General features: G+C 52.9%; 15 protein-coding genes. 6 read left to right on the top strand and 9 right to left on the bottom strand.

All coding sequences use genetic code 11. The annotated features are described in order from the left end of the window. The first annotated feature begins 4 nt into the window (after positions 1 to 4). Entirely contained in the window at positions 5 to 763 is a 759-nt protein-coding gene (chbG, locus tag ABIB59_RS00930; protein WP_317077325.1) for a chitin disaccharide deacetylase, read from the top strand. Positions 764 to 799: 36 nt separating this feature from the next. On the opposite strand, the gene katE is transcribed toward chbG, so the two are convergent. Then, positions 800 to 3,058 carry a catalase HPII gene (gene katE / locus ABIB59_RS00925; protein ID WP_354033681.1) on the bottom strand — a complete coding sequence of 753 codons (2,259 nt, stop codon included), beginning with the start codon at positions 3,056 to 3,058 and terminating at the stop codon, positions 800 to 802. A 209-nt stretch (positions 3,059 to 3,267) separates the two neighbouring features. Between katE and cedA the strand changes: the two genes are divergently transcribed. Beyond that, positions 3,268 to 3,522: a cell division activator CedA gene (cedA, locus tag ABIB59_RS00920; protein ID WP_072039777.1), complete on the top strand. Its 255-nt coding sequence runs from the start codon at positions 3,268 to 3,270 to the stop codon at positions 3,520 to 3,522. A 54-nt stretch (positions 3,523 to 3,576) separates the two neighbouring features. On the opposite strand, the gene ABIB59_RS00915 is transcribed toward cedA, so the two are convergent. The 4 genes from ABIB59_RS00915 to hxpB all read right to left on the bottom strand — a co-directional run bounded on the left by ABIB59_RS00915 (position 3,577) and on the right by hxpB (position 7,352). After that, positions 3,577 to 4,968, bottom strand: coding sequence for an L-cystine transporter (locus ABIB59_RS00915; protein ID WP_317077328.1), 1,392 nt, complete (start codon positions 4,966 to 4,968; stop codon positions 3,577 to 3,579). 130 nt (positions 4,969 to 5,098) lie between these two features. Next, entirely contained in the window at positions 5,099 to 5,689 is a 591-nt protein-coding gene (locus tag ABIB59_RS00910) for a metal-dependent hydrolase (protein ID WP_041851615.1), read from the bottom strand. A 96-nt stretch (positions 5,690 to 5,785) separates the two neighbouring features. Next, positions 5,786 to 6,547 (bottom strand): 2-dehydro-3-deoxy-D-gluconate 5-dehydrogenase KduD, encoded by a 762-nt coding sequence (gene kduD, locus ABIB59_RS00905; RefSeq protein ID WP_041851614.1) that lies wholly within the window; start codon positions 6,545 to 6,547, stop codon positions 5,786 to 5,788. Positions 6,548 to 6,683: 136 nt separating this feature from the next. Beyond that, entirely contained in the window at positions 6,684 to 7,352 is a 669-nt protein-coding gene (gene hxpB / locus ABIB59_RS00900) for a hexitol phosphatase HxpB (protein ID WP_041851613.1), read from the bottom strand. A 145-nt stretch (positions 7,353 to 7,497) separates the two neighbouring features. Between hxpB and ABIB59_RS00895 the strand changes: the two genes are divergently transcribed. Further along, complete coding sequence (locus tag ABIB59_RS00895) at positions 7,498 to 8,034, top strand: YniB family protein (RefSeq protein ID WP_041851612.1); 537 nt, start codon at positions 7,498 to 7,500, stop codon at positions 8,032 to 8,034. A gap of 34 nt (positions 8,035 to 8,068) precedes the next feature. Here ABIB59_RS00895 and ABIB59_RS00890 read toward each other — a convergent pair whose 3' ends face one another. The 3 genes from ABIB59_RS00890 to pfkB form a co-directional block, all read right to left on the bottom strand. After that, positions 8,069 to 8,929, bottom strand: coding sequence for a fructosamine kinase family protein (locus ABIB59_RS00890; protein WP_041851611.1), 861 nt, complete (start codon positions 8,927 to 8,929; stop codon positions 8,069 to 8,071). 105 nt (positions 8,930 to 9,034) lie between these two features. Beyond that, a complete protein-coding gene (gene ghoS / locus ABIB59_RS00885) occupies positions 9,035 to 9,325 on the bottom strand; it encodes a type V toxin-antitoxin system endoribonuclease antitoxin GhoS (RefSeq protein WP_041851610.1) in 291 nt (96 codons plus the stop codon). 107 nt (positions 9,326 to 9,432) lie between these two features. Then, positions 9,433 to 10,365 (bottom strand): 6-phosphofructokinase II, encoded by a 933-nt coding sequence (pfkB, locus tag ABIB59_RS00880; protein ID WP_041851609.1) that lies wholly within the window; start codon positions 10,363 to 10,365, stop codon positions 9,433 to 9,435. Positions 10,366 to 10,657: 292 nt separating this feature from the next. Between pfkB and ABIB59_RS00875 the strand changes: the two genes are divergently transcribed. Next, the gene (locus ABIB59_RS00875; RefSeq protein ID WP_041851608.1) at positions 10,658 to 11,416 is read left to right on the top strand and encodes a DUF481 domain-containing protein; all 759 of its coding nucleotides are present in this window, start codon (positions 10,658 to 10,660) and stop codon (positions 11,414 to 11,416) included. 27 nt (positions 11,417 to 11,443) lie between these two features. Here ABIB59_RS00875 and ABIB59_RS00870 read toward each other — a convergent pair whose 3' ends face one another. Next, positions 11,444 to 11,692 (bottom strand): Pathogenicity locus, encoded by a 249-nt coding sequence (locus ABIB59_RS00870; protein WP_079496495.1) that lies wholly within the window; start codon positions 11,690 to 11,692, stop codon positions 11,444 to 11,446. Between the two features lie 110 nt (positions 11,693 to 11,802). Between ABIB59_RS00870 and fumD the strand changes: the two genes are divergently transcribed. Together fumD and thrS are read left to right on the top strand one after the other, a co-directional pair. Beyond that, a complete protein-coding gene (gene fumD, locus ABIB59_RS00865) occupies positions 11,803 to 12,018 on the top strand; it encodes a fumarate hydratase FumD (RefSeq protein ID WP_041851606.1) in 216 nt (71 codons plus the stop codon). 268 nt (positions 12,019 to 12,286) lie between these two features. Beyond that, positions 12,287 to 14,215, top strand: a complete 1,929-nt coding sequence (thrS, locus tag ABIB59_RS00860) for a threonine--tRNA ligase (protein WP_041851605.1) — start codon at positions 12,287 to 12,289, stop codon at positions 14,213 to 14,215. The last annotated feature ends 3 nt before the right edge of the window (positions 14,216 to 14,218 follow it).

The following is a 14,218-nucleotide window of genomic DNA, read 5'->3' as shown; positions in this document are numbered from 1 at the left end:
GGTTATGCAAAGACTGTTAATCGTCAATGCGGATGACTTTGGCTTAAGCCGTGGGCAGAACTACGGCATCGTCGACGCCTGCCGTAACGGCGTCGTAACGTCCACGACTGCGCTGGTGAACGGTGCCGCTATCGAACATGCGGTTGCGCTGTGCGAGCAGGTTCCGGAACTGGCGGTGGGGCTGCATTTCACCCTGACGCTGGGAAAACCCGTGGGAAATACGCCATCACTGACGCGAGAGGGGAAACTGGGAAAATGGATCTGGGATCTGGCTGCACAAGGTTCCCTGCCGCTCCAGGAGATTGCCGATGAGCTGGCCTGCCAGTATGCGCGTTTTATCGCGCTGTTTGGCAAGCCGCCCTCACACATCGATAGTCATCATCATGTGCATATGATTGGCGCCATTTTCCCGCTGGTTGCGGCGTTTGCCCGGCAGAAAGGCATTCCGCTGCGTGTCGATCGCGATGAGGCCCGGCGCCAGGGAATTGATGCAAACGGGGTATGCAGCACGAGCGGTTTTTCCAGCGCCTTTTATGGCGATGAGATCACGGTATCGCTGTTTACCGCCATTCTGGATACCGCCGCGCTGCGTGGCGACAGCTCACTGGAGATCATGAGCCATCCGGCGTTTGTGGATAATCAGCTTATGGCAAGTCAGTACTGTTACCCACGTTTAAAAGAGCTGGAAGTGCTGACGCAGCCTTCATTGAAGCGGGTCATTGCCGAACGTGCCTTCAGACCGGGCACTTTTCGGGATCTGTAAGTCACGCACCGCGGAACAGGCCGCGGTGCGCGTTTATCAGGCAGGAATGCTGGCGATTTTACTCATGCGTGACCAAATACGGTGCGCGCGCAATAACCCCAGAAAATCATCCAGGGTGCTGCCTGAGGCATCCTCGGCCTGGATCACACCTTCTTCCCCCTGCGCGCCAACCTGTAAAGCGGCGCTGAACTGACGGGCATCGCCCAGCAGCGTAATGGGTTTTAGATGTTTGTAGGCTTCCAGCAGATAGTAAAGCGCATCGCCATTATTCAGTAACTGGGTGAGATCACCGCCAGGCACAATGACGCCATCAACCGTCAGTGACGGCGCGCCCGCAAAAGTCCCCGCGACAGGTAAGACGGATCCATCATCGGTTACAACGCTGCCCATTCGGGAATAGAGCAGTTTCGCGTGCACCCCTTGCGCCTTAAGCGCTTGCAGGATGGTGAGCACATCGTCAGCGCGCGTTTTATCATTCAGCAACACGGCGACGACACGCCCTTTGATGGCCCCATCCGGGATGGCATACAGGCTGAGCGAAGGATCTTTTTTCAGACCGTTCACCTCCTTCGGTGGCGCGATGTTACGTTGCTCTTCACTCAGCGTAATGCCGAGGTTCCCGGCGACGGCATTTGCCAGATGGACGTCAATATGCGCCAGTTGGTCAACCACCCGTTCACGAATGTACTCGCGCACAACTTTACTCAGCTCGAAGCTGAAAGCATCAATAATATGCTGCTGCTCAAATGGCGTCTGGCTGAGCCAGAACAGGCGTGGATGCGCATAATATTCGGCAAATGAGGGGCTACGTTCGCGAATTTTGCCGCCTTCGACCCGCTCCTGGTACGACTCAAACCCACCCCGTTTAGGGCCCGGCGGCGTCTCACGCGGCCAGTTGTCATTAATCGAGTTGGGTTCATAGTTTGCCGGGTTGGTATCAATATCCATTCGATGCATGCCGTCGCGCTGCAAATTATGGTACGGGCAGGTGGGGCGGTTTATGGGGATCTCATGAAAGTTTGGCCCGCCAAGACGGCTAATCTGCGTATCCGTATAGGAGAACAGACGCCCCTGCAGCAGGGGATCGTTAGAGAAATCGAGCCCGGGGACAATATGGCCGGGGTGAAACGCGGCCTGCTCGTTTTCGGCAAAGAAATTATCCGGATTGCGGTTGAGCACCATTTTGCCCACTCGCTTCACTGGTACCAGCTCTTCCGGGATCAGTTTCGTCGGGTCGAGGAGATCAAAATCAAATTTAAATTCGTCTTCTTCGGGAATGAGCTGTAATCCAAGCTCATATTCCGGGTAATCACCCGCTTCAATCGCTTCCCACAGATCGCGACGATGAAAATCGGGGTCACGACCGGTCAATTTCTGCGACTCATCCCAGACCAGTGAAGCTTTGCCTGCCACGGGTTTCCAGTGAAAACGCACAAACGTGGCCTTGCCTTCGGCATTGATCATGCGAAAGGTATGAATACCAAAGCCTTCCATGGTGCGATAGCTGCGTGGGATCCCGCGATCAGACATTGCCCAGATGACATTATGCAGTGTCTCCGGTTGCAGCGAGACATAATCCCAGAAGGTGTCATGGGCGCTCTGCCCCTGGGGAATTGCCCAGTGAGGCTCGGGTTTAACCGCATGAACGAAATCCGGGAATTTATGCGCGTCCTGAATAAAAAATACGGGCGTGTTATTACCCACCAAATCGAAGATCCCCTCTTCGGTGTAAAACTTGGTGGCAAATCCACGGATATCCCGCACGGTATCGGCGGAGCCTGCTCCTCCCTGAACCGTGGAAAAACGCACAAATACCGGCGTGATTTTCTCCGGGTCGGAGAGAAAATCTGCTTTGGTGATGGCCGATAAACTTTCGTAAGGCTGGAAATAGCCATGGGCGGCAGAACCGCGTGCGTGGACGATGCGTTCAGGAATGCGCTCATGGTCAAAATGGGTGATCTTTTCGCGCAGAATAAAGTCTTCCAGCAGCGTCGGTCCCCGCGTGCCCGCCCGCAGTGAATTTTGATCGTCTGCGATGCGTACGCCCTGGTTTGTCGTCAGTGGAAAATTTTCGCTGCCCTTACGAAAGGCTTCCAGCGCGGTGAGTTTCTCATTGGCCGTGTTAGGGGCCTTTAAACTGCCTGGGGCCGTGGGTTGCTCGCCGGGCGCGGAGAGATGCGGGGAAGGGCGATGGGAACCGTCTGCCGGCGCCAGAGAATCGAGACCGGGCTTTGACTCACTGGCATCATGCACCGGTGATTGATGATTTGTAGGGTTTTGTTCTTGATCCGACATTGAACACGTCTCCTGTTTTCATTGCTGAAAAATGGTCGTTGCTTTGGCAAAACCCTTCTAACTATAGAACAACTCAGGACAGTGCTCAGGCGTAACGGCTATGGGCGCACTGAAAGAGCGGCAAAAATACGCAGAAAGTCAGCCCGGAGGCGACGCGCGGGGTGACGATCGGCTATGATAGGACTTTCGTGTTAGTGGAAATCGTTTTAGTGAACTCTTCGCTTATGAAACCTTTGCGCCATCAAAACCGTCGTGTTATCAGCTATGTACCCCGTATCGAACCTGCACCGCCTGAACATGCTTTGAAGGTTGATGGGTTTCGTGACGTCTGGTTATTGCGCGGGAAATATGTGGCCTTCGTGTTACAGGGCGAGCGTTTTACGCGTTCACCTGTTTTTAGCGTGCCTGAAGCCGCTCAGCGCTGGGCAACTCAGATTCGTCAGGAAGGCGAAATCGACGAATAAAAAAACCGCCTGCAATGACTTGTCAGGCGGTTTTCGTTTCGAATGACGTCGAAATTAGCGATGTGCCAGTTCGGCGTCCTCTTCGCTGTTCAGAATGGTTTTGTCCGTCTGCTTAAGCCACTGGCTGGTCAGCGTACCTGCGGTCATTGAGCCGCTGACATTAAGCGCCGTACGCCCCATGTCGATCAACGGTTCCACCGAAATCAGCAGTGCAACCAGTGTGACGGGTAAACCCATAGCAGGCAGTACAATCAGTGCGGCGAAGGTCGCACCACCACCGACACCCGCAACACCTGCGGAGCTGACTGTCACAATACCGACCAGGGTGGCAATCCACATCGGATCCAACGGATTAATGCCTACTGTCGGAGCAACCATTACCGCCAGCATTGCCGGGTAGAGACCCGCACAGCCGTTCTGACCGATGGTCGCACCGAACGAGGCAGAGAAGCTGGCGATAGACTCAGGTACGCCCAGACGACGGGTCTGCGCTTCCACATTCAGCGGAATAGACGCGGCGCTGGAACGGCTGGTAAACGCGAAGGTCAGTACCGGCCATACTTTGCGGAAGTATTTCAGCGGGCTGATGCCATTCACACCCAGCAGCAGGCCATGCACCACAAACATGATGCCAAGACCAATGTAGGAGGCGATAACAAAGCTGCCGAGCTTAATAATGTCCTGGATGTTCGAGCCGGCCACCACTTTGGTCATCAACGCCAGAACGCCATACGGCGTCAGTTGCATCACCAGACGCACCAGCTTCATCACCCAGCTTTGCAGCGTATCAATGGCGATGAGCACGCGTTCGCCTTTCGGCGCATCGTCTTTGAGCAGTTTCAGGGCGGCGACACCCAGAAACGCAGCGAAAATCACAACGCTGATAATGGAGGTCGGGCTTGCACCCGTCAGATCGGCAAACGGGTTCTTCGGTACAAACGACAGCAGCAGTTGCGGTACGCTCAGATCGGCCACTTTGCCTACATAGTTGGTTTGAATGGCCGTTAAACGGGCCGTTTCGGCGGTCCCCTGAACCAGACCTTCGGCGGTCAGACCGAAGAGATTGGTCATCATGACGCCAACCAGCGCTGAAATCATCGTCGTAAACAGCAGAGTGCCGATAGTTAAAAAGCTAATTTTTCCCAGCGAAGACGCGTTGTGCAGACGTGCAACGGCGCTCAGAATAGAAGCAAAAACCAGCGGCATAACAATCATCTGCAACAGTTGCACGTAGCCATTACCGACCACGTTGAACCACTGGATAGAATTCTTCAGTACCGGGTTGTCCGAGCCGTAGATAGCCTGCAATGCAAGGCCAAACACTACGCCCAGCCCCAAACCGGCCAGTACTTTTTGGGCCAGACTCCACTGCTTGTGACGCGTTTGCGCCAGCAACAGCAGCAGTGCGACAAACACCACAACGTTTGCGATTAAAGGAAAGTTCATCCCCGTTCTCCTGATCTCATTATAAGGCCGGCATCCAAAGGTCAGCCAATGGCGGAAGGTTAGCAGAAGAGGTCCGCAAGCCTTATATCCAAATGGAATGAATTATGCCGTAAGTGCGGAAAGTGGCGATTTAATGGTCGGTCTGGTGATGAATAAAGCGATTGAACTGGTTTTGCAGCACATTAATCATCTGCGACGACCAGCGCACTGCACTGTTATCGGGCAATGTTTGTGGCATCCACAGTGCCCAGGTGAACAGCGCCATGCATAACACACGCTCCAGTTGGTTACCGCGTTGCGGCGAGAGCAAGGGCAAACGGAATCGCCAGCGGCAGGGCCAGAGAAGAGGGACGCCTGCCGGGGTGATCATATCGGCAAGGATATGGCTCAAATAACCCAGAACCAACCCCTGCAGTGCGTCTGCCGGGATAATCCAGCTATCGGGCACTTTGAGATAGAACAGCGTTAAGCCAATAAAAACGGCCAACAGGCTATGGGTAAAACCCCGGTGACCGAACATGCGGGCCACGGGTTTTGAGATCCATTTTAACCGCTGCCCAAGAAACGACTTCGGGTGGTCGATATCGGGCAGAAGACAGGTCAGAATAGCTGACGGAACAATATGCCACCAATCCCCGTGTGCCAGCACAGGCGTCAACTCGGCATTTTTGGCAAACACCGCGCAGGCAATGGAAAAAAGCAGGTGTCCTTCCGCCGTCATGATAAAACTCGCTAAACTGTCGATGCATACAGTATAGGGTTTTTATACAGTAGGTGGAAGAGGTGACGGTGTAACTCTTTGTCACAAGAATGACATTTAACGCGCCAGCCAGCCACCATCCACGGCGAGAGTAAAGCCATTGATATAGTCAGAAGCCGCAGAGGCCAGAAAGACCGCCGGGCCTTTGAGATCATCCGGTTTTCCCCAGCGGCCTGCCGGAATGCGATCGACAATCTCCTGGTTACGTTCTGCATCTTCCCGTAACGCCTGGGTGTTGTTGGTCGCCATGTAACCAGGGGCAATGGCATTAACATTGATGTTGTGTGATGCCCATTCATTGGCGAGCAGACGGGTCAGCCCCAGAACACCGCTTTTAGACGCGGTATATGACGGTACGCGGATGCCCCCCTGAAACGAGAGCATAGAAGCAATATTGATGATTTTTCCGCCGTCGCCCTGGGCAATAAACTGACGAGCGACAGCCTGAGACAAAAAGAAAACCGTCTTGACGTTAAGGTTCATCACATCGTCCCAGTCTTTCTCGCTAAATTCCAGCGCATCGCAGCGGCGAATCGTCCCGGCGTTATTGAGCAAAATATCAATGCGCCCCATCTGTGAAACGGTCTGGCTGACGATGTCATTAATGCTGTCTTGCTTGCTGAGATCAGCCTGGATTGCGAGGAATTTGCGGCCCAGCGCGGTGACTCGCTCGGCGGTCTCCTGTGGTTTTTTACGGCCAACGCCGACGATATGGCATCCTGCTTCGGCAAGCCCCAGCGCCATCCCTTGCCCCAGGCCGGTATCGCAGCCGGTAACGATGGCGACTTTGTTTGCAAGTGAAAAGGCATCAAGAATCATAGTTCCCCCAGGTCCTGGTTATTGTCATCGCGCCTGAGATGAGGATAGGGGCAGATACGGAGAATTACAAATAAAATGAAACGATGTTTTAAAAATAAAAACCAGAGACAGTGTTACCTATCTCTGGTGTCAGGAGTTAGCCGCACAAATGCGTCAGGGTGAGCTCTTCAAGGCTGGCTAACTTCACATCGGCTAACGCATAGCGTGGATCGGCACGGTTCTCTTCGGCAGGCACCACAATGGAGCGCATCCGGGCGGCTTTACTGGCGATCATGCCATTGACAGAATCTTCCAGCGCCACACAGGTAAGCGGGTCAACGCCAAGCTTTGCGGCACAGTCCAGATAAACCTGCGGATGCGGTTTGCTGTAGGGCAGTTTTTCGGCGGACGCCAGCGCATCGAAATTATCGCGCAGGCCGAACAGAGAGAGCGTTTTTTCCAGCATATGCAGCGGCGATGCCGAGGCCAGACCCACTTTAAGACCACTGGCTTTGCACAGAGCAATCGCTTCACGCGCGCCTGGCAGCAACGGGCGCGTTTCTTCCACCAGGGCGATGGCGCGACTGATGATGCGTTGGGTGACCTCTTCGCAGTCCGGGCCGGTCCACGGCTGGCGAGCGAACCACAGGCCAACAACCATATCAATGCGCAGGCCGAGGGTATCCGGTAGCTCATCGCGGCGGGTAATATCAACCCCCAGGCTTGCCATGACATCCAGTTCAGCACGATCCCAGAGTGGCTCTGAGTCCATAATTAATCCATCCATATCGAAAATGGCAGCGAGTATTTGTCGCGGGGCAGACATTCACACCTCTCTTTCTTACGTTAGAACACAGGGAGAAACACTTTTTCTGGTCAGGAGGTCATCATACCGTCTTTAAAGATCGGGCGAAAATGAATATGAGAGGGTAGACTTAGGCGGAAAACGGAACGTCTCACAAGGGGAATCCATGACGTATCAACAAGCTGGACGCATTGCCATACTAAAACGCGTCCTGGGGTGGGTTATCTTTATCCCATCGGTGATTTCGACAATTATTTCAGTACTTAAGTTTATGTACGACCACAGTGAAAAACAGCCGGGCATCAATGCCGTTATGCTGGATTTCGCCCATGTGATGATTGAGATGATGCGGTTTAACACGCCATTCCTCAATTTTTTCTGGTACAACTCACCCACGCCGGATTTCCATCACCAGCTTAATATCGGTTTCTGGATTATTTTTGCGCTGATCTTTGTGGGGCTGGCGCTGCAGGCTTCCGGGGCAAGGATGAGCCGTCAGACGCGGTTTCTACGTGAAAACCTTGAAGATCAACTGATTCTGGAAAAGGCAAAAGGGGCCGAAGGGCTGTCACGCGAACAAATAGCAGCGCGTATCGTGGTACCGAATCACTCCATTTTCCGACAGATTTTCCCGCTCTATGTCCTGCCTGTTATCTGTATCGTCGCAGGTTACTTCTTTTTCTCTCTGCTCGGCTTCCTTTGAACTAAGGCCACCTCTGGGTGGCCTTATCGTTCCGTCATGCGGCAAGTACCCGCTCCAGCGCTTTTTGCGCCGTTACCAGATGCTGCCCACCGAACAGAATCGCCCGGTTAAAGAGTGTATAAAGCTGGTATACGGGCTGACGGTCAAGGAAATCGCCCGGTAAGGGACTCACGGACTGGTAGCCATCATAAATTTGCGGCGGTTGGTCCGGGTGTAACGGGAGCATTGCCAGGTCACACTCTCTGTCTCCCCAGTAACATGCCGGGTCGTAAATAAACGGACCATCCGGACCAAGCGCACAGTTTGCTGACCACAGATCGCCATGAAGCAGAGACGCCTGAGGTTGGTGCGAAGCAAGACGCTGCTGAACATGTTCGACAATGGCATCGATATTGCCAAACTCCAGCCCTTTTTCTGCCGCCAGCTCCAGTTGCCAGCCGATACGTTGCTCGGCAAAAAAGGTTGACCAGCGACGTTGCCAGGCATTGGGCTGCGGTGTTGTCGACAGGTCATTATCAAAATCAAGACCGAACTGCGGTTGGTCGCTCCACTCATGCAGCCGTGCCAGTTGCTGGCCGAGTAAAAAAGCGCTGTGGGCATCGAGAGGGCGGGCAGGGAGATACTCCATCACCAGGAAGCTGTAGTCGCGGTCGCTGCCGACCGCCAGGACTTTGGGTACGCGCACCGTATTGCTACGGGAGAGCAGTTCTAGCTGGTCAGCCTCTGCGGTGAAGATGGGCAGTAATTCCCGTTCATCGCATTTTACAAACAAATCCTGACCACCATAACGCAGGTGCCATGCAGCATGGATTTCTCCACCTGGCAACTCGTCACGCTGTTCGATCTCACCAACGCCTAGTTGTTCGCTTAACAGACGACTTATTGCTTGCCACATGATATGTCTCCCATGTTATCAGCCAGATCATAAGGTTAGCGCACTACTGCTATGAAAAAATACGAACCAACGCACACCTGCGCATCCTGGGACGGACAATGGCACTTATTGTGTCTGTTTTTGCCATGCTTCCCAGGTTGTCACGCTAATGTCGGGCTTTGCGCTGACGACGCTATCTGCAAGGCCACTGGCCAGCTCTGTCACCTCTTGTTCGTTCAACGGGCTGATAAGGCCAAAGGTATTTGTCCCGAGGTCATGCACTTTGCCTTCTTCATCCGTGAGCGTGAGCAGGAATCCGGCGCGCGTAAACTGATTATTCAGCTCGTTGATTTCCGCCAGGCTCTGCTCGTGAAATTTCACCGTAACCACGTAGCGGGTAATACCGTCGCTGCTCATAATTCACCTCGTTGTTATCCTGAATTTTTTTAGCATAGTCGGCGAAGGGGATTTGTCGACTGCCGCCAGAGGAGGGAAGGCCCTCGCGGTAAGGCGAGGGCGTATTTTCAGAGATTGCGCAGGTAATCGTAGATTTTTTGTGTGTCGGCGCGGGAACACAATTTCGTACCCTGATTAATGGTCGCAGCACTCCCGGCGGCAACACCGAATTTCACCATCTCTTCAAGCGACGCGCCTTCGGCAAGTTTCAGCGTCATCGCGCCGACCATGCTGTCGCCGGCACCCACGGTACTCTGGCTTTTCATCGGCGGCGGCACAACCTGGACACACTGGCTTTCATCAACGGCGAGCGCGCCCTGTGGGCCGAGAGAAACCACGACCCGTCGCGCTTTGCCCTGACGAACAATCTCTTTTGCCGCATTCTGAACGTCATCCGGCTGCGTTAATTCCCGGCCTACCAGCGCGCTGAGCTCTTTCTGATTCGGTTTGACCAGTTCTATATTACCGATTTCGAGCGCCGCGGAGAGAGCATCACCCGAACTGTCGATGATGCAGCGGATCCCTTGTTGTTGCGCGGCCTTAACCAGTTGCGTCAGCTTCGTCACATCAATACCCGGCGGCAGGCTGCCGCTAATCACAAGGATCGCGCCACTCTCAATGGCGAGCACTTTCTCTTCCAGTCGGCGGAATTCATCAGCGGTTAGCGTGGCGCCTGGCATCACAAAACGGTATTGCTCGCCACTGGCCTCAACATGCACATGCAGATTTTGCCGGGTCCAGTCATGCGTTGCGACACATTGCGTGGGAACATTTTCATCGGCAAGCAGCGCCGTTAAATGCTCGCCTGTCGCACCACCTGCCGGGAAAATTGCCGTGGCTTTCCCCCCCAGATGGGCGATGGCGCGTGCGACATTAATGCCGCCGCCGCCGGGTTCAAAGACGGGGGCGCTACAGCGGAGTTTCCCTTCCGGGTAAATCTGCGGCGTGAGAGTCGCGCTATCGAGGGAAGGGGCCAGCGTTAGGGTATAAACCGATACCATAATGATCTCCTTTTACGGTGAATGTATTAATCCTGGCATCTGATTCTCAGAAGGCAATGTAAATAAATCGATGATTTAGAATATGAATTTTCGATAAGTCGCCGTAAAGCTTTTATACATTTAATGTCTATTTGAGATCTGTCTTATTCAAAAAATGAAATAAGAATTCATTGCTATGTTAAACGGGCCTTTTTATAATTTGTTACCTTTCAATGGACCGTCGGTCGTTGATCCACCTGAAAGTTTCCGGGACCGTTATGGTCTCTTTTTTTGTTGTTCGGACTCCTAATAAATGAAGCTTTTTAAGACAGTACCCGTGCTGATTGTTCTCGCGGGAGGCGTGCTTGCGTCGTTGAATGCTGCCGCAGATGACACCGTTTTTACTGTTATGGATGACCCCTCCACCGCGAAGAAACCGTTTGAAGGTAGCGTTAACGGTGGTTACCTGGCCCAGTCTGGCAATACCACAAGTTCTTCTCTGACTGCTGACTCCACCCTGACCTGGTATGGCACATCTACCGCATGGTCTTTATGGGGAACCGCGAGCAACACCTCATCAAATGATGAGCGTTCCTCAGAGAAATATTCCGTAGGTGGACGTAGCCGTTACAACATGACGGATTACGATTATCTGTTTGGCCAGGCAAGCTGGCTGACTGACCGATACAACGGCTATCGTGAACGTGATGTTCTGACCGCTGGTTATGGTCGTCAGTTCCTCAATGGTCCGGTGCACAGCTTCCGCTTTGAATTTGGTCCCGGTGTTCGTTACGACGAATACACTGACGGGGACACCAAAACGCAAGGCCTGGGCTATGCCTCTGGTACCTATACCTGGCAGATGACCGACAACGCCAAATTCACACAGGGTGTATCTGTGTTTGGTTCAGATGACACGACACTGAACTCTGAGACTGCGTTAAATGTCGCTATTAATGACCACTTTGGTCTGAAAGTGGCATACAACGTGACCTGGAATTCTCAGCCGCCATCATCGGCGCCAGAGCACACCGATCGTCGAACCACAGTCTCCCTCGGCTACAAGATGTAACCGCACCGGGCCGGGTTCTCCGGCCCTTTATTTTCCCTCAGATACTGTTGTTTTTGCCAGCGCGATAGCATTGCTAATAGCAGCTTTTGCCTGCGGACTGTTTTTCCAGCACGTTGATCCGACGAGCGCCGCCCCCTGGGCGACGATATCGTCAACGGAAGCTTCACGGAGTTGAGCGAGCGCGCTAAATCCCATTTGCTCCAGTCGTTCAATGACTTTCGGGCCGACACCTTTGCAGGCGAGCAGGGCAGTGCGCTCTTGTGCGGTAAATGACATCGACATTTCCTTATTGTGATTATCACCTTGCTGTGGTTATTCAGTATTATTAATGAGTAACAGAAGAACAACAAACCACGAAAAGTCGTGATCACCTCATGGGGGAGTGCATGGGCAGGACAAAAGATGCCGAGTTATATGAAGAAATGTGCCGGGTCGTTGGGAAAGTGGTGCTTGAGATGCGAGACCTTGGCCAGGAGCCAAAACATGTGGTGATTGCCGGGATGGTGCGCACGATGCTGGCGAATCAACGTGTGCCGCGTACGGAATTGACTAAACAGGCGATGGCGGAAGTAATCCGCGCGCTGGGTTTTGAGGCTTCCTGAGATTCTATTTTTGTGAGCCAGCAGTAGGACACAGAAAATAGTCAAGGGAACCAATATCAAACAAGAGGTACATTCCCCCTTTTTTTAGTGTTACCATCCTCTGACGCAATGAAAAGTGTGAGCCATGATGGCCTTCATTGACGTAACAGATTACGCGCCAATTTAGCGATTGTTGGTTAGATGGCGGCGTAATTTATTTCGACTAAACAAATATTTACTTCGTATGTGATCTTTCGTGTGGGTCACCACTGCGAATTAAGGATATGAAATGCCTGTAATTACTCTTCCTGATGGCAGTCAACGCCATTTCGATCGTGCTGTGAGTCCAATGGATGTGGCTCTGGACATTGGTCCGGGTCTTGCGAAAGCGACCATTGCCGGTCGTGTGAACGGTGAGCTGGTTGATGCGTCCGATCTGATTGAAAATGACGCAACGCTCTCTATCATCACCGCCAAAGACGAAGACGGTCTGGAAATCATCCGCCACTCCTGTGCGCACCTGTTAGGTCACGCTATCAAGCAACTGTGGCCGAACACCAAAATGGCGATTGGCCCGGTTATCGATAACGGCTTCTATTACGACGTTGATCTTGACCATACCCTGACCCAGGAAGATATCGACGCGCTCGAAAAACGTATGCACGAGCTCGCCGAAACCAACTATGACGTCATTAAGAAAAAAGTGAGCTGGCACGAAGCGCGTGAAACCTTCGTGAAGCGTGGCGAGAGCTACAAAGTCTCCATTCTTGATGAAAACATTGCCCATGATGACAAGCCAGGCCTGTACCATCATGAAGAATATGTCGATATGTGCCGTGGTCCGCACGTGCCGAACATGCGTTTCTGTCATCATTTCAAATTGATGAAAATCGCCGGCGCTTACTGGCGTGGCGACAGCAACAACAAGATGTTGCAGCGTATTTACGGTACTGCGTGGGCAGATAAAAAAGCGCTCAACGCCTACCTGCAGCGTCTGGAAGAGGCCGCAAAACGCGATCACCGTAAAATCGGTAAACAACTCGACTTGTACCACATGCAGGAAGAAGCGCCTGGCATGGTGTTCTGGCACAATGACGGCTGGACTATCTTCCGTGAACTGGAAACCTTTGTACGTTCCAAACTGAAAGAGTATCAGTATCAGGAAGTAAAAGGCCCATTCATGATGGACCGCGTGCTGTGGGAAAAAACTGGCCACTGGGACAACTACAAAGATGCGATGTTCACTACCTCTTCCGAGAACCGTGAATATTGCATCAAGCCGATGAACTGCCCGGGCCACGTGCAGATCTTTAACCAGGGTCTGAAATCCTACCGCGATCTGCCGCTGCGTATGGCAGAGTTCGGTAGCTGCCATCGTAACGAGCCATCAGGCGCGCTGCATGGCCTGATGCGTGTTCGCGGCTTTACGCAGGATGACGCGCATATCTTCTGTACCGAAGAACAAGTGCGTGATGAAGTCAACGCCTGTATTCGACTGGTCTATGATATGTACAGCACCTTTGGCTTCGAGAAAATCGTCGTCAAACTGTCTACTCGCCCGGAAAAACGTATCGGTAGCGATGAGATGTGGGATCGTGCTGAGGCGGATCTCGCAGTTGCGCTGGAAGAAAACAACATCCCGTTTGAATATCAACTGGGTGAGGGCGCATTCTACGGTCCGAAAATTGAATTTACATTATATGACTGCCTCGATCGCGCATGGCAGTGCGGTACAGTCCAGCTGGACTTCTCGTTACCGGCTCGTTTAAGCGCCTCTTATGTTGGCGAAAACAACGAGCGTCAGGTTCCGGTGATGATTCACCGCGCAATTCTGGGGTCACTGGAGCGCTTTATCGGCATCCTGACCGAAGAATTTGCCGGTTTCTTCCCGACCTGGCTGGCCCCTGTTCAGGTTGTGGTGATGAATATCACTGATTCTCAAGCTGAATATGTCAACGAATTGACCCGTAAATTGCAAAATGCGGGCATTCGTGTAAAAGCGGACTTGAGAAACGAGAAGATTGGCTTTAAAATCCGCGAGCACACTTTACGTCGTGTCCCTTATATGTTGGTCTGTGGTGATAAAGAGGTGGAAGCAGGCAAAGTGGCCGTTCGCACCCGCCGCGGTAAAGACCTGGGCAGCCTGGACGTAAGTGAAGTGATTGAGAAGCTGCAACAAGAGATTCGCAGCCGCAGTCTTCAACAACTGGAGGAATAAGGT

The organism is Citrobacter sp. UYEF32 (assembly GCF_040546205.1).
Lineage (GTDB): Bacteria > Pseudomonadota > Gammaproteobacteria > Enterobacterales > Enterobacteriaceae > Phytobacter > Phytobacter diazotrophicus.
Note: the sequence above shows the minus strand (reverse complement) of the source record. Positions and strands in the feature narration are given on the sequence as shown.